The sequence below is a fragment of the Bacteroidota bacterium genome (genome assembly GCA_016711505.1).
In the GTDB taxonomy this organism is placed as follows: domain Bacteria; phylum Bacteroidota; class Bacteroidia; order AKYH767-A; family 2013-40CM-41-45; genus JADKIH01.
Genome location: JADJSV010000003.1, coordinates 238,255 through 263,490 on the forward strand (window position 1 = coordinate 238,255; position 25,236 = coordinate 263,490).

16 protein-coding genes are annotated in these 25,236 nt (G+C 39.0%); 9 read left to right on the top strand and 7 right to left on the bottom strand.

Annotated elements, in window-relative coordinates; translation table 11 throughout:
- Positions 1-158: 158 nt before the first annotated feature.
- Complete coding sequence (radC, locus tag IPL24_06930; protein MBK8363418.1) at positions 159-848, bottom strand: DNA repair protein RadC; 690 nt, start codon at positions 846-848, stop codon at positions 159-161.
- Positions 849-967: 119 nt separating this feature from the next.
- On the bottom strand, positions 968-1,222 hold the full coding sequence (locus tag IPL24_06935; GenBank protein ID MBK8363419.1) for a 30S ribosomal protein S20: 255 nt from the start codon (positions 1,220-1,222) through the stop codon (positions 968-970).
- Positions 1,223-1,455: 233 nt separating this feature from the next.
- Between IPL24_06935 and IPL24_06940 the strand changes: the two genes are divergently transcribed.
- The 9 genes from IPL24_06940 (at position 1,456) to IPL24_06980 (ending at position 15,719) form a co-directional block, all read left to right on the top strand.
- Positions 1,456-2,361, top strand: a complete 906-nt coding sequence (locus IPL24_06940; GenBank protein ID MBK8363420.1) for a 3-hydroxybutyryl-CoA dehydrogenase — start codon at positions 1,456-1,458, stop codon at positions 2,359-2,361.
- A 17-nt stretch (positions 2,362-2,378) separates the two neighbouring features.
- Positions 2,379-3,896, top strand: a complete 1,518-nt coding sequence (locus IPL24_06945; GenBank protein ID MBK8363421.1) for a DUF853 family protein — start codon at positions 2,379-2,381, stop codon at positions 3,894-3,896.
- Positions 3,897-3,899: 3 nt separating this feature from the next.
- Entirely contained in the window at positions 3,900-4,322 is a 423-nt protein-coding gene (locus tag IPL24_06950) for a hotdog fold thioesterase (protein MBK8363422.1), read from the top strand.
- 329 nt (positions 4,323-4,651) lie between these two features.
- A complete protein-coding gene (gene pcaF, locus IPL24_06955; protein ID MBK8363423.1) occupies positions 4,652-5,857 on the top strand; it encodes a 3-oxoadipyl-CoA thiolase in 1,206 nt (401 codons plus the stop codon).
- Between the two features lie 10 nt (positions 5,858-5,867).
- Positions 5,868-6,464 carry a transferase hexapeptide repeat family protein gene (locus IPL24_06960; GenBank protein ID MBK8363424.1) on the top strand — a complete coding sequence of 199 codons (597 nt, stop codon included), beginning with the start codon at positions 5,868-5,870 and terminating at the stop codon, positions 6,462-6,464.
- A gap of 168 nt (positions 6,465-6,632) precedes the next feature.
- Positions 6,633-7,418, top strand: coding sequence for an SOS response-associated peptidase (locus IPL24_06965; GenBank protein ID MBK8363425.1), 786 nt, complete (start codon positions 6,633-6,635; stop codon positions 7,416-7,418).
- Between the two features lie 230 nt (positions 7,419-7,648).
- Entirely contained in the window at positions 7,649-8,095 is a 447-nt protein-coding gene (locus IPL24_06970) for a hypothetical protein (GenBank protein MBK8363426.1), read from the top strand.
- 30 nt (positions 8,096-8,125) lie between these two features.
- The gene (locus IPL24_06975; protein MBK8363427.1) at positions 8,126-14,089 is read left to right on the top strand and encodes a hypothetical protein; all 5,964 of its coding nucleotides are present in this window, start codon (positions 8,126-8,128) and stop codon (positions 14,087-14,089) included.
- A gap of 58 nt (positions 14,090-14,147) precedes the next feature.
- Positions 14,148-15,719: a hypothetical protein gene (locus IPL24_06980; protein MBK8363428.1), complete on the top strand. Its 1,572-nt coding sequence runs from the start codon at positions 14,148-14,150 to the stop codon at positions 15,717-15,719.
- A gap of 251 nt (positions 15,720-15,970) precedes the next feature.
- Here IPL24_06980 and IPL24_06985 read toward each other — a convergent pair whose 3' ends face one another.
- The 5 genes from IPL24_06985 to prfA all read right to left on the bottom strand — a co-directional run bounded on the left by IPL24_06985 (position 15,971) and on the right by prfA (position 25,204).
- Complete coding sequence (locus tag IPL24_06985) at positions 15,971-16,093, bottom strand: transposase domain-containing protein (protein MBK8363429.1); 123 nt, start codon at positions 16,091-16,093, stop codon at positions 15,971-15,973.
- 442 nt (positions 16,094-16,535) lie between these two features.
- Positions 16,536-19,205 carry a T9SS type A sorting domain-containing protein gene (locus tag IPL24_06990; protein ID MBK8363430.1) on the bottom strand — a complete coding sequence of 890 codons (2,670 nt, stop codon included), beginning with the start codon at positions 19,203-19,205 and terminating at the stop codon, positions 16,536-16,538.
- A gap of 186 nt (positions 19,206-19,391) precedes the next feature.
- Complete coding sequence (locus tag IPL24_06995; GenBank protein MBK8363431.1) at positions 19,392-21,689, bottom strand: SBBP repeat-containing protein; 2,298 nt, start codon at positions 21,687-21,689, stop codon at positions 19,392-19,394.
- Positions 21,690-21,892: 203 nt separating this feature from the next.
- Entirely contained in the window at positions 21,893-23,968 is a 2,076-nt protein-coding gene (locus IPL24_07000; protein ID MBK8363432.1) for a tungsten formylmethanofuran dehydrogenase, read from the bottom strand.
- Between the two features lie 162 nt (positions 23,969-24,130).
- Complete coding sequence (prfA, locus tag IPL24_07005) at positions 24,131-25,204, bottom strand: peptide chain release factor 1 (GenBank protein ID MBK8363433.1); 1,074 nt, start codon at positions 25,202-25,204, stop codon at positions 24,131-24,133.
- Between the last annotated feature and the right edge of the window lie 32 nt (positions 25,205-25,236).

The window sequence follows — 25,236 nt, forward strand, 5'->3', positions numbered from 1 at the left end:
TGTTGGGCTAAGGTATGAAAATGTTTCTCAAAAATGTATTCAACACTAAGATCACTAAAATTCGTCACAAGAACACAGTGTGATATTTACTTTCACTTGTGCTCTTGTGCCAAAAACTTAGTGGTCTTAGTGTTAAAAAAATACATTTCACATTCCTTTCAAATGACCCCTTCATCCGCAAAACTATAATATCCATTCTGGGTAATGATTACATGATCCAATACAGAGATCTCTAATACCTTCCCGGCTTCAACAATATTTTTCGTTAGTTGAATATCGGCTGTACTTGGTTGAGTATTTCCGGAAGGATGGTTATGGCAAAGTATAATTGACAAAGCTTTCTGGTCAAGTGCTGCTTTAAAGATCATCCGTGGATCGGCAACTGTCCCACTCATTCCTCCTGTACTGATCTGTTGTTTGCTGATGATCCTGTTCGCGCGATTCAGAAAAAGTACCCAGAATTCTTCGTGTAAAAGATCGCCCAATAAAGGCTGGAAAATATCTACAGCATCTTTGCTACCTGTCACTTGAATTGCCTTTGTATCCTGAACTTCTTTACGACGCTTTCCCAGTTCAAGTGCTGCAAGAATGGTTATTGCTTTGGCTTTCCCAATGCCTTTCAGGCGCATCAGTTCCTGTACATTCAACCGACTGAGTTTATTCAGATTGTTATCGCATTCCTGAAGAATTTTTCTGGCAAGTTCAACTGCACTTTCATTCTGATTTCCGGTTGAAATGAGAATGGCAATTAATTCCGCATCGGTTAAAGTATGTCGGCCTTTTAGCATTAATTTTTCGCGGGGACGATCTTCTTCCGACCATGATTTTATACTTAGATGGTTTTCCATCTTGCAAGAAAAGAAGTAATAAAGAATTCTGCATCCAATAAAAGCGGGGAACTCTGCGAAATTTATGGCAAAAAAAAAGGGACTCGCATAAGTCCCTTCTTTTTTACTATGAAAACCGATTATTTTAAATGCGTTAAGTGTATAGCTAATTCACTTTTTAAGTTAGAAGCTTTGTTCTTGTGGATCACACTTTTTTTGGCAAGACGGTCAAGCATGGAAGCAAGTTTCGGAAGTTGCGCTGTAGCATCTGTCTTACTTGTTACTGCACGGAAATTTTTAATTGCATTACGAAGTGTTTTAGCCTGATAACGGTTTGTATCTCTTTTAGCTTCGTTGCTGCGGATGCGTTTGATTGACGATTTATGATTTGCCATTGTAAATTTGGTTTCTTTTAAGTTCTTATCAGCCAGACGTATTTCGCTGACCCGTATTTATTTTTGGGGATGCAAATATACGTAAACAGATGAATAATGCAATATTTATCAAGATGTTTTTGTGAGAAAACCTGATTTTGTAAAGTATTGAAAAACAGCATTATATGCAAAAAGTCATTGATTTTAATTCGTAACACGGTGCAAATAATTGCTACTTTTGTGACCTCACATTTATGAAAGAACTCTCAAAAAACTCAATTATAGGCGTTATTGGAGCCGGAACCATGGGTGCCGGAATTGCTCAGGTAGCCGCCACTGCAGGTCATTCTACGATTCTGCTCGATACAAATCATACCGTACTTAAGAAGGCAGAGGAATCGCTAAAGGCTACTTTTGTAAAACTGGTAGAAAAAGGAAAGTTTACAACTGAACAGGTTTCTGAAATAATCAACAGAATAAAATTTTCATCTGCCTTAATGGATTTTGGCAAATGTGATCTGATCATTGAAGCAATTGTTGAAGACCTTGCTGTCAAGCAAAGTGTTTTTGCAGAAATTGAATCGATCGTTTCCGATGATTGCATTATCGCTTCTAATACTTCTTCGTTATCCATTACTTCAATCGCTGCTGCTTGTAAACACCCGCAGAGAATAATTGGAATTCATTTTTTCAATCCTGCACCATTGATGCCATTGGTAGAAGTAATTCCTTCTATCACAACTGATGAATTGCTGGCAGAGAAAATTAAATCGTTTTTATCCGGATGGAAAAAAACGATCGTCATTGCGAAAGATACACCCGGATTTATCGTGAACCGTCTCGCTCGTTCTTATTACGGAGAATCTATTCGCATCTACGAAGAAGGTTGGGAAGGAATTCCGTCCGGGACTAAAGGATTTGCAACAATTGATTGGGCATTGAAAGAAATCGGTGGATTTAAAATGGGTCCGTTCGAATTAATGGATCTTATAGGGAATGATATCAATTACAAAGTAACGGAAACTGTGTGGACACAGTTCTTTTACGATGCACGTTACAAGCCATCGCTTACTCAGAAAAGATTGTTCGAAGCAAAACGGTTTGGAAAAAAATCGGGCGCGAAAAAAAGAAATTCTATTCATAAGAAGATTCAGCTCTAAGAGCGTCAAAAAATAATATGGCTGATTTTAAATCAACAATAGACAGTGCTTTTGCTTTTCAAGGTGATTCCATATTGATTGGAACTGCAATGCTAAACAAAGAAGCAGTTGTCAATACTCATGTCAAATGGCCTTTGAATATGGTCAGCAGACATGGACTCATTGCCGGTGCTACCGGAACAGGTAAAACAAAAACGATCCAGCATCTTGCTGAATCACTTTCTGAAAAAGGTGTAAGCGTTTTAGTGATGGACATCAAAGGTGATCTCAGTGGTGTTGCAAGACCCGGCACTGATAACCCGAAGATAGCAGAACGTGTTGCTAAAATTGGTATTGAATGGAAGCCCAAACAATATCCGGTTGAATTGATGTCTATATCCGGTGAAAAAGGATTAAGACTACGTGCAACGGTTTCTGAATTTGGTCCGTTGTTGCTTTCAAAAATTCTTGAACTAAACGACAATCAACAAGGTGCTGTCACAATTGTATTTAAATTTTGTGATGATCATCAGATGCCTTTACTGGATATAAAAGATTTCAGAGAAGTGTTACGGTATGTGACAAGTGAAGGCAAGGAACATATTAAAGAATATGGTTCGATCAGTCCTGCAACTGCAGGTGTGATCATGCGGAAACTTCTCGAACTCGAGCAACAAGGGGGAAGTCAGTTTTTCGGAGAAAAATCATTTGAAGTAAATGATCTTTTGAGAAAGAACTCGAATGGTCATGGTTATATAAACATCATCCGACTTTGTGATATCCAGGACAAACCGAAATTATTCTCGACTTTCATGCTTTGTTTACTTGCGGAGATCTATAAAACATTTCCCGAAATGGGGGATAAAGCTGCACCGAAAATTGCAATCTTCATCGATGAAGCACATCTGATCTTTAACGATGCAACTGATGCTTTAATGGATCAACTTGAACAAGTGATCCGCCTGATCCGATCGAAAGGTGTAGGAATTTATTTCTGTACACAAGTCCCCGGCGATATTCCTGAATCTGTATTAAGTCAGTTGGGTTCAAAATTCCAGCATGCTATGCGTGCTTTCACAGCGAAAGACAGAAAAGACATTAAACTAGTTGCACAAAATTATCCGGAGACAGAATTTTATAAAACGGATTCACTTATTACAGAAATGGGAATCGGTGAAGCGATGATCTCTGTATTAAATGAAAAGGGAATTCCGGCTCCATTAGTACATACTTTGTTGGCTCCACCGTTTACGCGAATGGATATTCTTACTCCTGAAGAACAAAACGAAATTGTAAACAATTCCAGCATTGCCCGTTCATATAATGAAGTGATTGACAGAAGCAGTGCATACGAAATGCTTACAAAGAAAATTCAGGGTGAGTCGGCGCCGTCAATAGAAGAAAGTAAAAAAGAAAAGTCCTCACAAAAAGAAGATGAAGGATTTGATATTAGCGGCAGAATTGCTGCGGTTTCAAAAAATCCTGTTGTGAAACAAGTCGCACGTGAATTAACCCGCGGGTTGATGGGAATGCTTTTCGGAACAAAACGCAGATAAGATATGAGCGAAGAATCTCTTGCAAATAAAGTTGTATCTAAAATGTATAACCACGACGGATTCAGTCAGTGGCTAGGAATTGAACGCATTCATGTAAGTGAAGGAAATTGCACCCTACGAATGACAGTAAGAAAAGATATGCTGAACGGATTCAAGATCGCTCACGGCGGAATTACGTATTCACTCGCCGACAGCGCACTTGCATTTGCTTCTAACAGTCATGGACGAATGGCGGTGTCTGTAGAAACAAGTATCTCACACACAAAATCTGTAAAAGAAGGAGATGTGATCACTGCAGTTGCAGAACAACTTTCATTGACAGATAAGATCGGAGTATATTCAGTAACAATAAAAAATCAATTGGATGAAACGGTGGCGTTGTTTAAGGGTACTGTCTACCGGACGCCAAAGCAATGGGAAGTTTAAGCATAAAATCAAAATTTGGTTAAAGGTCAAGAGTCAAAGGTCAAAGGTTATTTAGTGCACCTAAAAATTAAATACTGACCTCAAATTCAACTGATCCCAGAGGGATCACATATCGGTAGAAAAAAAAAGATAGCATCAGCATTGATCCCAGAGGGATCACATATCGGTAGAAAAAAAAAGATAGCATCGCATTGATCCCAGAGGGATCACATATCGGTAGAAAAAAAGATAGCATCAGCATTGATCCCAGAGGGATCACATATTGGTGCGATAAAAAAACGAATCATTAATTGGTGTTTGAAAAAATTAACACCACATTTATCAAAATCATGACCAACGCCTATATAATCGATTACATCCGCACCCCCATCGGTAGCTTCGCCGGCACATTAGCAGCGATCCGCACCGATGATCTTGCCGTAATCGTTCTCAAAGAAATAATCAAACGCAATCCGAATGTAGATTTCACTCAGATTGGTGATGTCATTCTCGGCTGTGCAAATCAGTCCGGTGAAGACAACAGAAACGTTGCCCGCATGGCTGCATTGATGGCAGGATTGCCGATCAATGTTCCGGGAGAAACTGTGAACCGACTTTGTGCTTCAGGATTATCTGCAACAGTTGCAGGCGCCCGTGCAATTATGGTTGGCGATGCAGAAATGATAATTGCCGGTGGTGTGGAAAATATGACGCGCGGTCCATGGGTAATGTCGAAGACGAGCACACCGTATGGTCGCGATGCACAATTGTTCGACAGTAGCTTCGGCTGGAGATTCATCAACCCGAAAATGAAAGAACAATTCGGAGTTGATGCTATGGGAGAAACAGCGGAGAATCTTGTCGACCGTGATAAAATCTCACGCGCTGATCAGGATAAATTCAGTTTCAGCAGTCAGCAGAAAGCAAAAGCTGCTCAGGAACGAGGAAGATTCACAAAAGAAATTGTACCCGTAGAAATTCCACAGAAGAAAGGTGAAGTGAAAATGTTTGACAAAGACGAATTCATGAAACCTGATTCATCTCTCGAAGGACTTTCAAAATTAAAGCCTTCTTTCAGAAAAGAAGGAACAGTCACTGCAGGAAATGCTGCCGGTTTAAATGACGGAGCTGCTGCACTTTTACTTGCATCAGAAGCTGCTGTAAAAAAATATAATCTGAAACCACTTGCAAAGATCGTTTCAATGGGAGCGATAGGAGTAGAGCCGCGCATCATGGGAATTGGTCCGGTCGAAGCAGCTAACATTGCTTTGAAGCGTGCAGGAATTTCATGGAACGATATTGACATCATCGAATTAAATGAAGCATTCGCTGCACAATCACTTGCTGTAATTCGTTCATGGGGATTGAAAGATGACGATAAACGAATCAATCCGAATGGTGGTTCAATTGCATTAGGTCATCCGCTAGGAATGAGTGGTGCAAGGATCATCGGTTCTGCCGCTCTTGAATTGCATGAACAAAACAAACGGTATGCACTGGCAACAATGTGTATTGGAGTAGGACAGGGTTATGCAGTTGTGATAGAAAAAGTATAAAGAAATTTCCATGGCAAATATTTTTGAATTCAATGGTTACAAACCTGTCGTACACGAATCATCGTTCATTCATCCGAATGCAACGGTAACGGGAAATGTGATCATTGGAAAAAATGTATATATCGGTCCGGGTGCAGCCATTCGCGGCGACTGGGGTGAAATAATTATCAGTGACGGTTGCAATGTTCAGGAGAATTGTACAATCCATATGTTTCCGGGTGTAACGGTTCTGTTAAAAGAAAATGCTCACATAGGACATGGTGCCATCATTCATGGTGGAACAATAGGAAAAAATGTTCTCGTTGGTATGAATGCCGTTGTAATGGATAATGTAATCGTCGGTGATAATTGCATTATCGGTGCTTTGTGTTTCGTCCCCGATGGAATGGCAATTCCGGAAAGAAAGATCGTAGTCGGTAATCCCGCAAAGATCATCAAAGACGTCAGCGACGATATGATCGAATGGAAAACCAAAGGCACGAAATTGTATCAGGATCTTCCGGCAGAGTTATATGCCACACTGAAGCCGTGTGAACCGTTGCGGGAAGTACCTAAGGACCGGCCGAAACAACAAGATGTTTATCGCACCTTTAAAAGTGAAAAGTGAAAAGTGAAGAGTGAAAAGTGAAAAGTGAAAAGTGAAAAGTGAAAAGTGAAAAGTGAAAAGAGGATAGCCCGGTGAATTCGATTCATCATTTGAAGTAAAATTTATTAAATTGAAATTTAGTAGGTGGTGCTACTCACTACTTAACACTTACTATTTACCCAAAGAAATATGTGCGGAAGATACGTTGTAGTCAGCAAAGTCGAAGTAATTGAAAAACGGTTCAACGTAACTGTTCCCGAACTTCCTTTGAATGTATTGCCGTCTTTTAACATTGGTCCGGGATCAATGGCGCCAGTTATCACGAATGATCAACCAACAAAAGTTCAGTTTTTTCAGTTTGGTTTGACCCCATTCTGGGCGAAGAAAAAAATGTATTTATTCAATGCACGTGCAGAAGGTGATGGAAATAAAGAGAACGATCCGAATTACACAGGAGGAAAAGGAATTATTTCTAAACCATCTTTCAAAAGAGCAATTCGCTCACAACGATGTTTAGTTATCGCTGATGCTTTTATAGAAGGCACCACCAACGAAGGACTCAGTCATCCATATGTCGTATATCTACGCGACCAGCAACGACCATTTGCTTTCGCCGGCATCTGGGAAAAATGGGCTGATCCTGAAACCGGTGATATAACCAATTCATTTGCAATCATAACCACTGTTTCAAATTCATTATTGCAAATGATCCCGCATCATCGTTCGCCTGTTATCCTTTCGCAAAGTCAGGAACGCAAATGGCTGAAAGCAGAACACCTCAACGAGATCACCGGAATGCTCGAACCTTTTCCATCTGACCAGATGAATGCTTATCCCATCGACAGCCGCATAAAAAATCCACGCGCAAATGACAGACAACTCATGGATCCAATCGGCGAACGACTTTTACCGGAAACAGAAACTGTTGTGAAGACTTCGTTGCAGTTGCAGGGGATGTCGTTTGGAAGGGGTTGAATCAAGACAATGGGTTTACCTCTACGATAAAAAACCAAAATTCATTTCAAACCTTTTCTCATTTATTATAAAAATTTCCAATCCCAAATGTTAAATTTTTATCCCAAGGTGTATTTCATTATATAGAATTCTATATTCGCTATTGAATTGCATTTACCCTCCACGTTTTTTGTGTTGCATTTCATTATTTAATTATTCATTTATCATTCTTAATTTTTAATTCTACTACTATGAATACACGTACTCTTTCTATTCGGCTTACTGGCTATTTAATTTTCTTTTCTAGTTTCGATTGCAGTGCACAGAACACCTATCCTGTTATGTCAATGGATGTGGCCACTGAAGCTGTAGGTAACCATCTTACAGCTGACAGTCTTCCAATTTTAACCGACACAACTATTTTCGATGTGGGTATGAACTTGAATTTATACGACACAACGAATATACAAAGTATCGAAGTCAAGATCGGTTCAAGCCCGGGTGCATCTGATGTTTTTTCCCGGAATTTTACATTCGATGTTTCCGGTTCTCTGGGTAGCGGCATTTCCTACTTAAGAGATGAATATGCCATTCATCTTGGTCTTGGAAATCTGCAACAAATGCTTTCTTATTATTCGCAAGTCAGGATCCAGCGAACGGATGGCAGTTACAACACAGCAGTTGTCTTCAATCGTTAATTATTTCACATTTTTTAAAAAACCTCCCTCATGAACTCAAGAACTACCTGGTTGAATAAATTCATCCTAACGATACTTACTTCATTTTTAATTTCAACCTCCCTTCTTGCCGGAAACTATACATGGAATGGCGGAACATCTACTGCTTGGGGCACGAGTACCAATTGGACACCAAATGGTACGCCATCAACGAATGACACCGTAACCATTGTAACCGGCTCCAATAATGTTTACATCGCTGCCAAGACGGAAGTAAAACTGTTGACCATGACCAGCGGTACTTTGAATCTTCAAAGCAATGAACTTTCTGTTGGGGCAAATTCCTTTTTTAATGGTGGAACTGTTACCAATGGACTACTGACATTAATTGGAACTAATCACACTTTTGCAGGATCAACGATCAGTACAAAAGTTAGTGCCAGATGTACAAGAGTATTTTTAAATGGTTCTGTCTTTAATGATAGTTTAAAAATCGTCATTCCTTCAACCGGGAGAGTACATGCAAGCAAAGGAGGAAATACATTCAATGGTCCTGTTTCAATTACGGATAGTGCAATAGCAGGAATCACACTTGCAGATTCACTACCGGATATTTTTAATTCAACCCTGGATCTTTATAATGCTAGTACAGCAAACATCTTCATTGCTCACAAAGCAACAGGATGTCAATTCAATGGAACTGTCAGTTTCAATGGACCGAACATTTATTCTAACTATTATGGCAGTGCTACATACACATCCAATATTATTTTAAATAACGCAAGCGGCAATTTTTTCTTTGGATATTCAACCGGTTCCTGTACACAAACAGCAGGAAATAAAATTAGCATTGGAGGTTCAGGAATGTCATCCGGTCAGTTGTATCTAAGAAATTTCACATCTTTGGATTCTTCATCAAAAATAACACTTAACATGACTGGTACGGCCAAACTTTATTTTGAAAGCGGTTCCGTATTTTACGATTCCATTTCAGCAAGTGTACCTTCTTTGTATTTGAATGGTTCAAAATTTCATGGTGTTACTATTCTTGAAAGTACGGGAAGTTCCAATGTAACTTCAACTGGAGGCTGCAGTTTTTATAATCAGATGAGTTTTGAGAACGATCTAAGCACAAGTGCTATCTATTCTTTCGCTAATGCACAGACAGATACATTTTTAATGTCTTCAAGTTTTACTAACAAAGGCGGTACCTTTACGTTAAACAAAGGATTGTTTTATGGAAAATGCAGCATAGACAATAAAGCAGCCAGTGTAGGAGAGGGGTTTTATATTTCCTCTACCGGAACCTGCACCTTCAAAGATTCTCTTTATTTTATTGAAATCAATAGTCCAGGCGTCCGCTTTGGAAGTAGTGGTGGAATAACTGTACTCGATAGCAATAGTACTTTTGTCACTGAAATCAGTACAGGCGGAATCCTCTTTATGCAGAACGTTACCAAACTCAGTACAAGTACCTTGACAATGGAAGAATCTCCATCTGAGTTAACTCTAACTTCCGGTAATAGTTTCAATGGTAACTTCAATTTTCATGGTAATTCGATTGTCTCAACTGGAACAACATTTAATTCAGCTACAACTTTGAAGATGCATCCCACATCCAATCTTACATTCGGTGGCGGCAACACCTTTAATGGAACAACGATCATTCAGGATTCAAGTTCGACTGCTCACAATACATACCTTGCTAATAGCACAGCTGACGATTACAATGCGAACGTCACCTTCATTCAAAAAGGTACGAGTGTTAACTTATACCCGGCTTATACAAAGAATTCAACTTTCTCAGGTAACATTACAACTGATGGAACTTCATCAATGCAATTTGGTGGAAATGGTGGAACAGTAGTTTTTGATGGTACATCTGCCCAATCAATAAACAGAGGCACAACATCACTTTATCCAACGATAAAAAAACTACAGGTGAATAAGGCAAGTAATTCACTCACCATAAATTCTCCACTTATTGTTTCAGATTCTTTGCAATTAACAAATGGACGAATCAATACCGATACAACCAACTTACTTTCGATTTCACACGGCGGAAAACTAATTGGTGGAAGTGACTCGACTTACATCAACGGCCCGTTAAAGAAAACCGGAAACGCTGCTTTTACTTTTGCAGTGGGTTCTTCTTCTCTTGCATATCCGTATCATCCGCTTGAAATCACTGCGCCAGTTTCGTCTACAGATTCCTACACTGCACAATACTTTCCGACAGGACAAAATTTTGGTTCAGTATCAGATACTTCAGTTGATAATTTAAATGAGTGTCAATATTGGAGGCTGACTCGAAATTCAGGTGTTTCAAAAGTGAAGCTAAAATTAAGTTGGAATAATGACACATGTTTACTACTGTCGCCACAAAATGTTAGAGTGGTTTCTTGGGATAGTATTAAATGGAAAGATCTCGGAAACAGTGGATATTCAGGCGACAGTATCAAAGGTTATACTGCTTCCTCTGATAGTATAGAGAATTCCACCTATGTTACTCTTGCTCTAAGAAAGTGTTTATTCTTTCATTCAACGATAAGTTCTAAGTCTGTATCTTGTGAAGGTCGTTCTGATGGTTTTGGAGAAGTGTCTCTTTACAGAGGCACTCCGCCATATTCATTTAGTTGGGAGCCAATAATGGGGGATAAAAAGTATAACGATGGGTTGAGTCCAGGTAAATATTACATTACAACTAAAGATAGTAAAACTTGTCAATTAAGAGATAGTATTACTATTGAAATACCAGAACAAATGGAAGCTACCTTTACTATTGACTCATCTGATTGCGGATTAAAAAATGGAAGTATTTCGGCGTCATTATCAGGAGGAGAAGGGCCATATAATTATTTTTGGCCGGAACTGGGAATAAGAGATTCAACTGCTTCGAGTATAAAAAGTGGAAAATACTCGCTCGTTGTTACCGATTCCATAGGATGCACAGCAGGTTTCTCAGCCACTCTTTCTGATAAAAATGGTCCGACAGGAAGCATAACAGAGTTACTTGCAATTTCTTGCTATGGCCAAACTAGCGGTGAACTTAAATTTGAGTTAGGCTGGTCAGATACTACTATATCAAAGTTTCAATGGGATAGAAGTATCTCGGATACAGATAGTATTATTTCGGAAATTGGTGCAGGAATGAAAGGATTACAGGTTATGGATGCTAATGGTTGTAGTTCTTTTTTTAATTATTTACTTACAGAACCAAAAGAAATTAAAATTAATTTTAATGTAACCAACTCTCATTGTTCTCTCTTTGATGGAAGTATAGTTTCATTAGTCACAGGTGGAGAAAGACCATATGTATATAGTTGGAGTAGTTTAGGAAGTGATTCAGTAGAAGGTGACTTGCGCTCTGGGTACGATACGTTAACTGTAACCGACAATAATAATTGCCAAGCTATTTCAATTGCGGAAATTTTAGATGACGATGGGCCAATTTTAGCGCCACATATTCTTTCTGCAGCTAATTGCTTTAATGATCCGAATGGTAGTGTAGCTATTGCTGTGACTTCCGCCACTGCTCCATACAATTTTACATACTTTCCCGATGGAGAGAATAAGGATACACTTTCCGGATTGTCTGTTGGAGAATATTCTGTAGTTGTTGAAGATGCGAATGGTTGTTTACAAAAGAAGACTTTTGTGATTCCAGGTTACGACCCATTAGACATTAGTTTGTATACTGAAAATGCAAGTAACGATTCTGTAGGTGATGGTAAAGCTTTTGCCTTTGTATTAGGTGGGAAAACGCCTTATACCTATTTATGGTCTGATAGTTCAATCTTGGATTCGATAAGTAATTTATCATTAGGAGATCACTCTTTAATTGTAACTGATCAAAATGGGTGTATTGACACGGCATTATTTAGGATTAATACTACAATGTATCCTGTAGATGAGCAGTTTCAATGTAATAATTCACCTATTCCTGGATCATGCCCTCCAATTACTATAACCTGCCCTTCTCCTTGTACTTCAATTTCGATTGATATGGTTGCAGATTTCGATGCAGATCCTACTGGTACTTCATCATCAGAATGTGCATTTGAATCAGCTGCAGAATTTTTGCAAGGTTTAGACCCAGATGTTGAAAAAACAATATTTATTCCTTTTGGTACTTATATAGTTGGAAGGCAGGAAAATGGTTCAGGATATTATTTAAAAGGTAACAACGTTCTATGTTTTGATGGTATTAATAATTTAACAATTGAGGGCGAAATATTTTATGATGATACCACGACATTGATTTTTGAAAACTGTATGAAAATTGGATCTTTTGATTATCCCAATAATCCGGATGACAGATTACTTATGTGTGTTGATGCTCAAGAATGTGCTTATAATGGAACAGATTATAGTCATATTGCCACTATGGGGCAAATGATTCATTTAAATGAATGTAATAATGTCACAATAAGAAATCTTAAGTTGGACGGTAATCTTGATAATGTAATTGTTGGAGGTGCTTGGCCGAATGGAATGCCATACGATGGAATATTTTTAAATGCATGTCATATTTTTACAATAGAAAATGTAATTACTCAGAATTTTGGTCATGATGGAATTTGGATAAATCATCGTAAAAGTCATTTTAGTGCAAGTCACCAGATTGCTATTCCAAATTTTGCAAATGTAGGTGGCTTTATTAATAATGTTAAATCGACAAATAATTGTAGAACTGGACTTGTATGGGCCGGAGGCAGTGGATTACAAGTGTTCAACTCTGAATTTAGTTGGAATGGAATGCATCGTTATACTTTACAGATGGCAGCTGGTTTAGATATTGAATTTGAAAATAGTAATTTCGCAAATACAAACGGATATTTTTACAATTGTAGGTTTGAGTACAATAATTTTTATGGAATGGTAAATGATGCTCACGCCCAAGTAAATGAATTTACCTCTGCACCAAATTCGTCCTTTAACAGAGATCATATTTTTCGTTTATGTACATTTATTTCAGCCTCTCGACCAAATAGTAAAGCAATACATCCAAATACAAAAGGCATGCATTTTATAGATTGCGATCTTTACGGGTGGTGCGCAAATGCGTATCAAAACGCGCGTTTCTATTTAGGAACAAATGGGCAATTAATAACTTTTCCAGATCAATCGACTTCATTTACGGGTTGCGATTTTTTCGAAGAGTATACAGATCCAATTGACAATATTACACGATCCTTTGGTTGGGATGTAGATGAAACAGGTACTGGTTGTCCCGTACCTTGGCATCATCCACTGGTTGAATTCTCAACAGGTTTGGGGGTACGATTTATAGGTTCAACAATTACAACGAACTATACAATGAAATGGATTCTACTTTCAACTGACGGACAACCAATCATTGTTCCACGTGCTTTATGGAATGTAATTGATATTGGACCATCTGGTGCATCTTCAATTTGGAGGAATTTCGGATTGAATGCATGCGATCCGATTAGTTGTGAAAGAAACCTCGGCTCTATAAATCACACACGTCTTGATAATCCATTGCAAATAATAGGAATAACCGGATTAAATAATGCTTCAGCAGCATGTGGAGGTCAAGATCATTACTATCTTGAAACTCTCGATTTAAGCATCGATGATAGAAATAATAGACTTTGGGGTGATAACATTACAGGAAATCCTTCTCAGGTTTTTCCGGGTTTAAATGTTAGTCCTTCTGTTCCAAAATTCGAGTACATTGATCCATCTCCAATTTCAGTATTTTCTGATTGTTCAAATTGCACTGGATCAAATGATGATTGTTTTGCTTGTTCAACAACAGAACCATCACCCGCCTGTCCACCTACACCGGCTTTAAGAAAAGGGAGCTCTATAAAAGCGGATGTCTCTAATTCAAATGAATTGTCAGTATCTCCTAATCCGGTCAACTCGTTTTTAACAATTGAAAATGAGATTCCTATTCAAGAAATCAAAATATTTGATATCTTTGGTTCACTTGTGTTATCGGTTATGGTTAATAGTTCATACGTTGAATTGCAAGTGTCTTTTTAAAACCAGGCACTTACTTTATTGATGCAGATAATTCACTTCACAAAATGTTTGTCAAGCTATGAAAACACTTTTTCTTTTCTTTTGTGTGATTTTGGTATCGGAGATTGATATAATTGGTCAAACAGTAAACATTTCATGGATTTATTCATATGGAGGCTCTCTTGATGAGTTTCCTGGAACAGTTGCTTCGACAAGCGATGGTCAAATCATATTATTAGGCACTGAAAAATCAAATAATGGTGATATTTCCAATCATATTGGAACGGTCGGTGCTGGTAATGTTTGGTTTGTGACCTTAGACAGTATAGGGGTATTACAGTCAGAAATAAGTCGCGGAGGCACTTCTAGTGAAATAGGAACATATCTTTTACTAAAGGACGATTCAAGTTTCTCAGTTGGAGGCATTACAAGTTCCAATGATGGTGATGTTATAGGAAATCATCCTTGGAGTGGAAATCCTAGTGTTCCTTCTCAAGATTATTGGGTGCTTGAAATGAATTCACTAGGTGGAATTGTCTGGCAACGATGTTATGGAGGAGGAAATGAAGATTATCTAAGTGGAATAACTTCCACTTTTGACAATGGGAGTCTTCTGATCGGGACAACATTAAGTAGTGATGGAGATGTAAGTTGTCAATACTACGATGAAATATGGGTAGTAAAAACTGATTCCGTCGGAAACATAGAATGGACTCATTGCTACGGCGGCATTTATGGAGGTAATGGTGTTTCATGCTGTCAACTGTCAGATAGCAGCTATTTAATAACAGGTTATTCCGAGGCCAATTTCACAAATGCTCATGGTGCTTCGGATGTTGTTGTTTCAAAAATTGATGTAACAGGAAATGTACTTTGGACAAAATGTTATGGAGGTAGTGGGATAGATAATGCGGCTAAGATTTTACCATCAGGACTTAATTTTTATGTCATTGCAAATACGAATTCAATTGACGGAGATGTCACAGGATATATGGGTTATGGAGATATTTGGATGTTTAAATGTGATTCTGCAGGAAATATACTATGGCAAAACTGCTACGGTGGTTTAGGAATAGATTGGTCATATGGTGGTTCCATTACTTCAGACGGAGGACTTATCTTTACCGGTTACTCAACAAGCAATGATTCTGTATTTGTAATTAGCAATCACGGACAGTTTGATGCATGGGCTGCTAAAGTTGACAGCATGGGTAATCTCGAATGGGGTAAATCAATTGGCGGATCTTTGGATGAAGAGGGAAAAGATATTAAAGAAATTGATATCAATCATTACTTGTTAACTGGTTCAACTCAATCTTCAGACGGAGACATGCCGGCAAATAATCATGGGAATAAAGATATTTGGGTTGCTAAACTCGAGGTTCTTCCAACATCAACCCAAAACACATCAACATTTATAAAGGATCTTAATGTTATTTGGTCATCCGGAAAACTTCAGGTAACAATAAATAGCGTGAATGAAAGTTGGCAAAATATTTCCATTACTGATTTGCTTGGAAGGGTTTCTTATATAAGGAAAGTTCGTCTTTTACCTGGAAAAAACAATTTAGAGGTTGGTGGTTCCTTTGAACAGGGAATAAAAGTAGTTACTGTAGGGGATGCTCGTGCGAAAATTGTTATTGCAAATTGATATTCGGCTGAAGTAAACTTCTGGACTGTTCAATAACTTAAGGGAGTTTCGTCCATGAACTATAAAACAATTTATACCTTTACTACTTTTCCAATTCTAAGGAGGCAAGTTAACCAGCTTCAAAGTAGTTTTATCAATAAGTCAAAGTAAAAACATTTCAAGTCTTTCATTCGATTCACTGAATTAATTTGTATCCATCCGACCAACTACATATTTCAAGTTAGAAAAATATTTATTATAAATCTGATTCGTCAGGGCAGTAATTCTTGAAGGCGATTAAATTTCCAGTCGGGTAAAACTTCAAAAACATTTTTCAGCCATGCATAAGGTTCAACACCTTTTAATTTACAAGTGCCCAGTAAAGAATAAATCATAGCAGCACGTTTTGCTGCATCATGTTCAAATGATGGAGATATTCAATTCAATCACGGTAGTAAAGATATATGGCTCGCCAAATTAACCGACACTGGCAATTCCACAACAACTATGGAAACTAATAATAATTCCTTCAATGCATATATTATTGATGGAATTGTTTTCATTAATTTTTTTAGCACAAAAAGCTGCAATATGGATCTATATATTTATGATATAATAGGAAAAGAAAAAATGCAAAAGCCGATTGTTTCCCATATTGGTTTCAATCAATTTGCTTTTCCCATTTCAAATTGGAATGGAATAAAGATAGTTTCTATGGGTAATTTTAAAAAAATCATTTACTAATTATTAGTTAAAGCCAAGATTGTTGAAAACACAAAAAAAGCCCAACAACCCGTCGGCGCGGTTGTTGAGCTCTCAATATTCATTGTTAATTTTTTAATTAGAACCAGTCGCCTTTATCAGCTGATACGTTCTCCGTTGCTCCTTACTTCTGAATTCAATAAAGTAAGTCCCTGCAGCCAGATGATCACCGGTTTCATATATTCCCTGGATGTCTTTTCTAGTTTCAACTAATCTTCCACTGATGTCGTAGATAAAATAATCAAGAGGTCTTTCAGTGAGGATATGGAAGTTTCCATTGAACGGATTCGGATAGAAGTAAACACCGAAGGCAGGTTCATGTGATGTCTCAATTCCGCTGCAATTGTCAAACGTAACCACTACAGTATCTCTGCCGACACAACCTGCTGTGTTTGTCACATTCACTGTTATCGTCTTGCTTCCAAAACCAATACCTGAACTGTCGACTGAAATGCTGTTGCTTATTGCACCTGTCGACCATTGAACAGAAGTAAATCCTGTTCCGGCATTTAAAGTCACAACAGTTTGCGCACATACCATTGTATCTCTTCCGAGATTTACTGTCGGTGCCGGATTTACAATTATGTTAGCGTTTGTTGAAGCTGAACAATTGTTTGCATTTGTATAGGTGTAAGTGATCGAACGTAGTCCCGATCCTGCTGCCGGATTAAATACACCGCCACTGATTCCTGTTCCGCTATACACACCACCGGCAGGTTGTCCGCCCGTCAGAGTAATTGGTGTTGCATTCACACAAAGAGATGCAAAATTTCCAAGCGTAACAACCGGTAAAGCATTCACAACAATATTCGTTTGTGCCGAACTTGTGCAACCGTTTGAATTTGTATAGGTGTATGTAAGAGGGAATGTTCCTGCATTGGAAGGAGTAAATGTATTTCCGCTTACACCTGTACCAGAGTATGTACCACCTGCCGGACTACCATTTGAAAGCGTCAATGCACCGCTGTTTGTACACAGAGGAGTTACGGAACTCAATGTTGTATTTGGAAGTGCATTTACAACAACTGTTGTATTTGCTGATGTCGCACATCCGTTAGGATTAGTGAATGTATAAGTGACAGTGACATTTCCGGCAACTGTTGGTGTAAACGTTGTGCCTGTAACTCCGACACCTGAAAATACTCCGCCTGCTGGTGTTCCTGATAAAGTTACTCCTGCTGCATCTGCGCACATAGGACTAACACTTGAGATCGTGGCCGGTGTGCCGGCAGCATTTACAACCTGCGTTGTTGTTGCTGTTGAGATACATCCTGATGCATTCGTGTAAGTATATGTGATCGTTACATTTCCAACTCCTGCTACAGATGCATTAAAATTATTTGAAGTTACTCCTGTACCGGAATAAGTTCCGCCGGCAGGAGATCCACCTGTCAATGCAAAAGTAGATGTATTCAAACAAACTGCTTGTGGCGTTGCCATACTTGCTGCAGTTACTGCATTTACAACTATGTTTGATTCAGCAGTACTTACACATCCATTTGCATTCGTATATGAATAGGTGATTGCAAATGTTCCGGCACCTGAAGTTGATGGATTAAATGTTGTTCCTGAGACTCCTGTTCCGCTATATGTTCCTCCGGCAGGCGAACCACTTGTTAAATTTATTGCAGCTGAATTATCGCACACGGGAGTAAATGATCCAAGTGTAACTGCGGCACCGGCATTTACTGTTATTGTATTGGTTGCATTTGCAGAACAACTATTCGCATCAGTGTAGGTATAGGTTACTGTTGTTGTACCGATCCCAACTGTTGCAGGTGTGAAAATATTATTTGTAATTCCATTTCCGGAATAAACACCACCTGCAGGACTTCCGCCTGTCAATGTCATAGGGGCTGAACCATTACATACTGCTTGGAAGTTTGCAAGAGTTACAGTTGGTAAACTGTTTACAAGGATCGAGCTGCTTGTATTTGCAGAACATCCTGCACTGCTTGTATAGCTATAAGTAATTGTTTTTGTACCGACACCTGCTGTTGTTGGATTGAACACATTGCCTGATACTCCAGTACCACCATAAGTTCCGCCTGCAGGACTTCCTCCTGTAAGTGTTATAGGTGTTGCATTCAAGCATATTGAAGAAGGTGTTGTCAATGATACAGCTGGAGTAGGGTTCACTGTAATTGAAGTAGTGGCACTACCTGAACATCCCGATGCATTCGTATAGGAATAAGTTATAGTATGTGTTCCTGCACCTGCTGTTGAAGGATTAAAAGAATTTCCTGTAACACCTGTTCCGCTATATGTACCACCACTTGGTGATCCACCGGAAAGTGTTACGGCATTTGCATTCTGACAAACATTTGCAAGTGCTGAAAGTGTAACAGTTGGTAATGCATTCACTGTAATATTTGTGGATGCTGTACCTGAACAGCCATTACCATCGTTATAAGTATAAGTTATAGCAGTAGTACCTGTCCCTGCGACTGCAGGTGTAAAGACACCTGATGCTACACCTGTTCCTGAATATGTTCCTCCGGCCGGACTACCATTCGACAGAGTGATCGGTGTTGCATTTACACAAACCGGACTGAGCGCTGATGCTGTTACATTCGGTGTCGTAGTCACCGTTATGTTTGAGCTAGCAGATGAGAGACATCCATTTCCATCTGTATATGAATACGTGATCAGAAATGTTCCGACTCCGGCTGATTGCGGATTAAATATTCCACCACTTACTTGTGTTCCCGAATAGGTACCACCCGCAGGTGATCCACCGCTCAATGTTATCGGCGAAGAATTAATACAGGCAGGTGCTAATGCTGCAAGTGTAACTGTTGGTGTCGGATTAACAACTATAGTTGATGTAGCTGTATTTGTACATCCACTTCCATTCGTATATGAATAAGTAATCGTATGTGTTCCCGGTCCGGCAGTTGCTGCATTGAACTTGCCGGTACTGACTCCTGTTCAGGAGTATGTACCTCCCGCAGGTGATCCTCCTGTCAATGTAAGGAGTGAAGCACTCTGACATATCGGATTAAAAGCAGATAATGTTACTGTCGGAATTGCATTCACAACGATAGATGAAGTTGCAGATGCTGAACATCCGCCCGCATCCGTATAGCTATATGTCAGACTGGTTGTACCAACTCCGGCAATTGCCGGGTTGAATACATTTCCGCTGACTCCGGTGCCACTATATGTTCCGCCCACAGGTGATCCTGTAGAGAGTGCGAACGCTCCTGTATTGCTACATACTGCAGCAGGTGAATTGAATGTGACTGTCGGAGGCTGACTGACTGTTAATGTTATTGTTCGCGATGAAGTACATCCACCTCCATTAGTTGCAGTTACTGTATAGGTAATTGTGCTGGTTGGTGTTGCGGTAATAACAGAATCAGTTATCGATGATAATCCATTTGATGGTGACCATGTATAAGTTGCAGCACCCGGACTTGCTCGAAGAGTTGTTGAACCACCATTGCAAAATGTGGTCTGATTCGCTGATGCATTTATAGAAAATCCACTCGGTGAAAAATTTGTTGTGCCGAATGAAGGCAATAAATAATTTGAAGCAAAACCAACTCCGTTGTATTCAAATACACCAAAGTGATAAGTTGTTCCTGAAGTAACTCCGGTTATAGTTACAGAAGTTCCTGTTCCATCGTAAACAACAAAGTTTCCTGAGCCGAGATCTGTTCCCGAACCAAATGCTGATGATGCAGTGTAGTAGTTTCCATCAACAGGTAAAACATTCACAGCAGAAGATGCTTTTGCAATTACTAATCTTCTTGTTCCGTTTCCTGCAGTGAAATTTAATTGGATGTTATTGCAATTAGCAAGTGATGCTATAACACCTGATGCATTTGTAGAAGGTTGTGTTGAAAGAGGCGGAGCCATTTTCGCAACAAAGAAATCTGCAAGCGGATATCCTTGTAAAACAGTTGTTCCGAAATTTGCAGTGTCATTAAAAAATCCTGTTGTATAAATATTTCCTAATGTATCATAAGTGATCGCTTGTCCTGCATCTCTTTGATTTCCGCCACCGGGTCTTGCCCATAATTCTGTTCCACTTGCATCATAAGCAGCAATGACAACATCACGGTTACCTGCGGCTCCAACGTATATTGATCCGAAATTTCCGTGATCGTCGACCTGTCCTGCAACATATAATTGATTTTTTACTGTATCAAACGTACATGCAAATCCGATATCTTCATAAGGCCCACCTGCTTGTTTTGACCAGAGTACATTTCCATTGCCTCCATCATATTTTGCTACAAAAATATCTGATGATCCAAAAGCTGTAAATGAATTACTGCCAATCGTTGTATTGTCTTTGAAATATCCTGCTATGTAAACATCTCCGTTTGCATCAACACTGATTGCATTACCACGAGTGGTATCACAACATGTACCTGCACCTTTTGCCCATTCAAAATTTCCATTGTTGTCGTACTTCACAACAAACAAACTGTTCTTTCCATTTGAGTTCAGAGTAGTTCCACTGAAAGTAGCTGTTTGTGTAAATGTTCCTGTAATGAAAACATTTCCTGATCTGTCAAGAACGACACCACGACCCCGATCTTCTCTTGTTCCACCACCTTTTCTAACCCATATGGGATCACCTGTTGAATCTATCTTTGCAATAAAGACATCATTGTTTCCACTACTGGTCACATTGATTGAACCAAAGCGTGCAGTGCTTGAAAAGTAACCGGTCACATAACTGTTTCCATCTCTGTCAACAGCCATTGCTCTGGCTTTATCATCACTGCTCCAACCATATTTCTTTGCCCAAATCAGATTTCCTGAATTCGAATGTTTCGTTAGATAGATGTCATTACTTCCATAGACAGTTAATGAATCACCTGCTGCCCAACCGGCTGTTCCTTCGAACTCACCTGTAGAATAAATATTTCCAATTCCATCTACGCCAATTCCCCAGCCAACATCACCACCAATACCGCCGGCGCGCTTGACCCATTTCAATGTTCCGTCTGAACCGTATTTTCCAAGTAAGATGTCATGCTTTCCTGCAGTGGTATGTTTAATACCGCCACCGAAATCACATCTGAACTCAAGCTGTCCGGTTACATAAACATTTCCTGAATCATCGGATGTGATGGCATTGCCATAATCATATCCTTCTGAGACTCCTGATTTGGCCCATTTGAAACTTTGTGCATTGGTGAGATCTGAAAAGATCACCAGCAGAAATAGGACGGCCATCCCTTTCGCGAAAAGTAGTGTATTGGTTTTCATTTGTGCGTTTTATTCACTTACAAACCACGCCTAAAACCGATACCTCAGGGGGGAAATATGAAAGGTAATCTTACATTATATAAAAAAATAACAGGACAATTCAAATAAAATTGAAACGCCAATTTGATTAAAATTTCAAATTGGCGCTTTATTAAAATTGGTTTAGTTTGTTTTACTGTAAACTAAGTGTAAGATTTTAGTAGTTAATAAGACAAAATTTCTTCAATCTTCTTTTCGACCTTTTCTGCATTTGGAATCATTGTGAATTCCAATGTTGAATTTAAAGGGATAGCAGGCAGATTTTCTGAACCGATAATTCCGACTGGCGAATCTAAGTATTCAAAGCATTTATTGCTGATCATGCCTGCAATTGATAAAGCAAAGGAATTTGCAACAGGTTCTTCAGTTACCACTAAACAACGACTGTGTTTTTTTACTGATGTTAAAATGGCTTCTTCATCAATCGGATTGATAGTCCGCAGATCTATGATCTCAATTCTTCCCGGGAGTTTTTTTGCTGCATTCTTCGCCCAGTAAACTCCCATTCCATAAGTGATGATCGATAGAGAAGTTTCTTTTCCTGCTTCAGCAGATTGTACTATTCTTGCTTTTCCAAATGGTATAATGTAATTCTCATCAGGCTCAATTGTCTTTGCATCTTCTGTTCCTTTTATCTTCGACCAATACAATCCTTTATGTTCAAGGATCACACATGGATTCGGATCGTAGTAAGCAGACTTGATAAGACCTTTGAGATCAGCTCCTGTCGATGGATATGCGATTTTTATTCCGCGAATATTTGACAGCACACTTTCAACACTTGAAGAGTGATACGGGCCACCACTTCCATAAGCGCCAATAGGAACACGGATAATATTACTCACCGGCCATTTACCATTGCTTAAAAAGTACGAACGACTTACTTCTGTAAATAGTTGATTTAGTCCCGGCCAGATATAATCAGCAAACTGAACTTCTACAATTGGTTTTAATCCAACAGCGCTCATACCAACAGTACTACCAATAATAAACGCTTCTTGAATTGGTGTATTAAAAACTCTGTCGTCTCCGAATTTCTGTGCTAAGGTTGCAGCTTCACGGAATACTCCGCCAAGTCTTGCGCCAACATCTTGTCCGTACAACAAACACTCTTTATGTTTAGTCATCAATTCCTGTACTGCAAATAGCGCACAGTCGACCATCAATGTTTTATCTTTTCCTTTTGGTTCACGTTCACCTTTTTCTTCTGTAACAGGAGTAGGAGCGAAGTCGAAATTGAAAAGGTCCTCCGGTCTTGGATCTTCTGATGCCATTGCCTTTTCAAAATCAGAAGCAACTTTTTCTATAGACCTTTTTTCAATTTCCTGTAATTCCTTTTCAAGAAATCCTTCTGTAATTAAAAGTCTTCTGAACCGCGGTAATGGATCTCTCTTTTTATCTTCTTCAAGATCGTGGCGATACCATTCTCTTCTGACACCACTAGTGTGATGACCAAGCAGAGGAACTTTTGCATGAACTAAAAATGGGCGTCTCTCTTTTCTGATGATCGCCAGAACTTCATTGATAGTCTCATATGATTTCACAAAATCAGTTCCGTCAATTGATCTTACTTCAAGTCCCGGGAAACCTTTCGCATAATCCGGAGCATCCATTGCACGGATCTCTTTTGAATGCGCTGAAATGTCCCACTCATTGTCTTGTACTAGATAAAGTATAGGCATTTGTTTTAAGACTGCCATTTGAAAAGCTTCGGCAACTTCACCTTCTGTAATTGATCCATCTCCGAGGGAACAAATTACAACTGATTTGTCTTTTTGTTTTGGATCTGTAAGACCCATTTTTTCTTTATACTGAATTCCCATCGCTAATCCTGTTGTTGGAATAGCCTGCATGCCTGTAGCAGATGACTGATGCGGAATTTTCGGCATGTCATCTCTGTTTAAACTCGGATGACAATAATATGTTCTCCCACCTGAAAAAGGATCATCACGCTTGGCAAGCAACTGAAGCATTAATTCAAACGGTTGTAATCCTATTCCAAGCAAAATACTGTCATCACGATAATAAGCAGATAAATAATCACAAGCTTTTAATTGCATTCCCATCGCCAACTGGATCGCTTCATGTCCGCGCGAAGTAGCATGTACATACTTCTGCGTGATCTGCGATTTCTCCTCATACAAATCCGACATAGCCCGGGCAGTTGTCATTAACTCAAAAGCTCTTGTCAGTGTTTTTTTATCTACCACCTGTTTTGTTTTTACCGGTTCGGGAATCATTCGTTTTATCTGAGATTGGTTGTATTTGGTAATTAGTAATCACTCGAAGTATTCATTCCACTTCATTTTATTTCTTTATACTTCATTTCACTTCATTTCACTTCATTTTACTTCTTTATACTTCATTCCACTTCATTCCACTTCATTCCACTTCATTCCCCATCAAATCATCCCTTCCTTCAACCTCTCCGCATTCTCAGCCACCTGCAGCGCCCCAATCATCTCACCAATATCTCCATCAATGAAAGCCTGCAGATTATACATCGTCAATCCAATTCTGTGATCAGTAATACGACTCTGCGGATAATTATAAGTACGAATCTTCGCTGAACGATCGCCACTTGAGACCATAGTCTTACGCTGACGAGCTCTTTCTTCCATCACTTTGTTATATTCTAACTCGTAAATTCTGGAACGCAATACTGTCATTGCTTTCTCGAAATTCTTGATCTGCGATTTCTGATCCTGACATTGAGCAACGATTCCTGTTGGAATATGTGTCAATCGAACTGCTGAATAGGTTGTGTTTACTGACTGCCCACCCGGTCCTGATGAACAGAACAAATCTTTTCTGACATCATTCGCCTTTACATCGATATCAAACTCATCTGCTTCAGGTAACACTGCAACAGTAGCAGCTGATGTATGTACACGTCCTTGTGTTTCTGTTTGTGGAACACGTTGAACACGGTGAACTCCACTTTCATATTTCATAATGCCGTACGCACTATCGCCGCTGACATTGAAAATAATTTCTTTAAAACCACCGGAAGTTCCATCTGTGAAATCTACCAATTCAGTTTTCAATCCACGACGTTCACAGAATTTCTGATACATCCGGTAAAGTTCACCGGCAAAAATAGATGCTTCGTCACCACCGGTTCCGGCACGGATCTCTACGATTGCATTTTTCTGATCTTCCGGATCTTTTGGAATCAATAAGAGTTTGATCTCTTCTTCCATTTTTTCACTGGTTGCAGATAATTCATCGTATTCCAATTTCGCCATATCACGGAACTCATCATCTTTTTCAGTTGATACTAATTCCCGTGCATGTTCTAAATTGCTGACAACATCTTTATACATTGCATATTTGGCAACGATAACTTGTAATTCTTTATACTCACGATTCAATTGTGCAAAACGCTTCATGTCAGACATAGCTGCAGGAGAACTGATCTCTCTTTCCACATCTTCAAATCTATTCTTGATCGCTTCTAATTTATCTAATAACATTTTTGTTTTTTCTATCAGATTTTATAATCTGA

What these genes read in the sequence shown, in the direction of transcription:
- radC (MBK8363418.1), bottom strand. Translation starts at nt 848, where the DNA reads ATGGAAAACCATCTAAGTATAAAATCATGGTCGGAAGAAGATCGTCCC.
- IPL24_06935 (MBK8363419.1), bottom strand. Translation starts at nt 1,222, where the DNA reads ATGGCAAATCATAAATCGTCAATCAAACGCATCCGCAGCAACGAAGCT.
- IPL24_06940 (MBK8363420.1), top strand. Translation starts at nt 1,456, where the DNA reads ATGAAAGAACTCTCAAAAAACTCAATTATAGGCGTTATTGGAGCCGGA.
- IPL24_06945 (MBK8363421.1), top strand. Translation starts at nt 2,379, where the DNA reads ATGGCTGATTTTAAATCAACAATAGACAGTGCTTTTGCTTTTCAAGGT.
- IPL24_06950 (MBK8363422.1), top strand. Translation starts at nt 3,900, where the DNA reads ATGAGCGAAGAATCTCTTGCAAATAAAGTTGTATCTAAAATGTATAAC.
- pcaF (MBK8363423.1), top strand. Translation starts at nt 4,652, where the DNA reads ATGACCAACGCCTATATAATCGATTACATCCGCACCCCCATCGGTAGC.
- IPL24_06960 (MBK8363424.1), top strand. Translation starts at nt 5,868, where the DNA reads ATGGCAAATATTTTTGAATTCAATGGTTACAAACCTGTCGTACACGAA.
- IPL24_06965 (MBK8363425.1), top strand. Translation starts at nt 6,633, where the DNA reads ATGTGCGGAAGATACGTTGTAGTCAGCAAAGTCGAAGTAATTGAAAAA.
- IPL24_06970 (MBK8363426.1), top strand. Translation starts at nt 7,649, where the DNA reads ATGAATACACGTACTCTTTCTATTCGGCTTACTGGCTATTTAATTTTC.
- IPL24_06975 (MBK8363427.1), top strand. Translation starts at nt 8,126, where the DNA reads ATGAACTCAAGAACTACCTGGTTGAATAAATTCATCCTAACGATACTT.
- IPL24_06980 (MBK8363428.1), top strand. Translation starts at nt 14,148, where the DNA reads ATGAAAACACTTTTTCTTTTCTTTTGTGTGATTTTGGTATCGGAGATT.
- IPL24_06985 (MBK8363429.1), bottom strand. Translation starts at nt 16,093, where the DNA reads ATGATTTATTCTTTACTGGGCACTTGTAAATTAAAAGGTGTTGAACCT.
- IPL24_06995 (MBK8363431.1), bottom strand. Translation starts at nt 21,689, where the DNA reads ATGAAAACCAATACACTACTTTTCGCGAAAGGGATGGCCGTCCTATTT.
- IPL24_07000 (MBK8363432.1), bottom strand. Translation starts at nt 23,968, where the DNA reads ATGATTCCCGAACCGGTAAAAACAAAACAGGTGGTAGATAAAAAAACA.
- prfA (MBK8363433.1), bottom strand. Translation starts at nt 25,204, where the DNA reads ATGTTATTAGATAAATTAGAAGCGATCAAGAATAGATTTGAAGATGTG.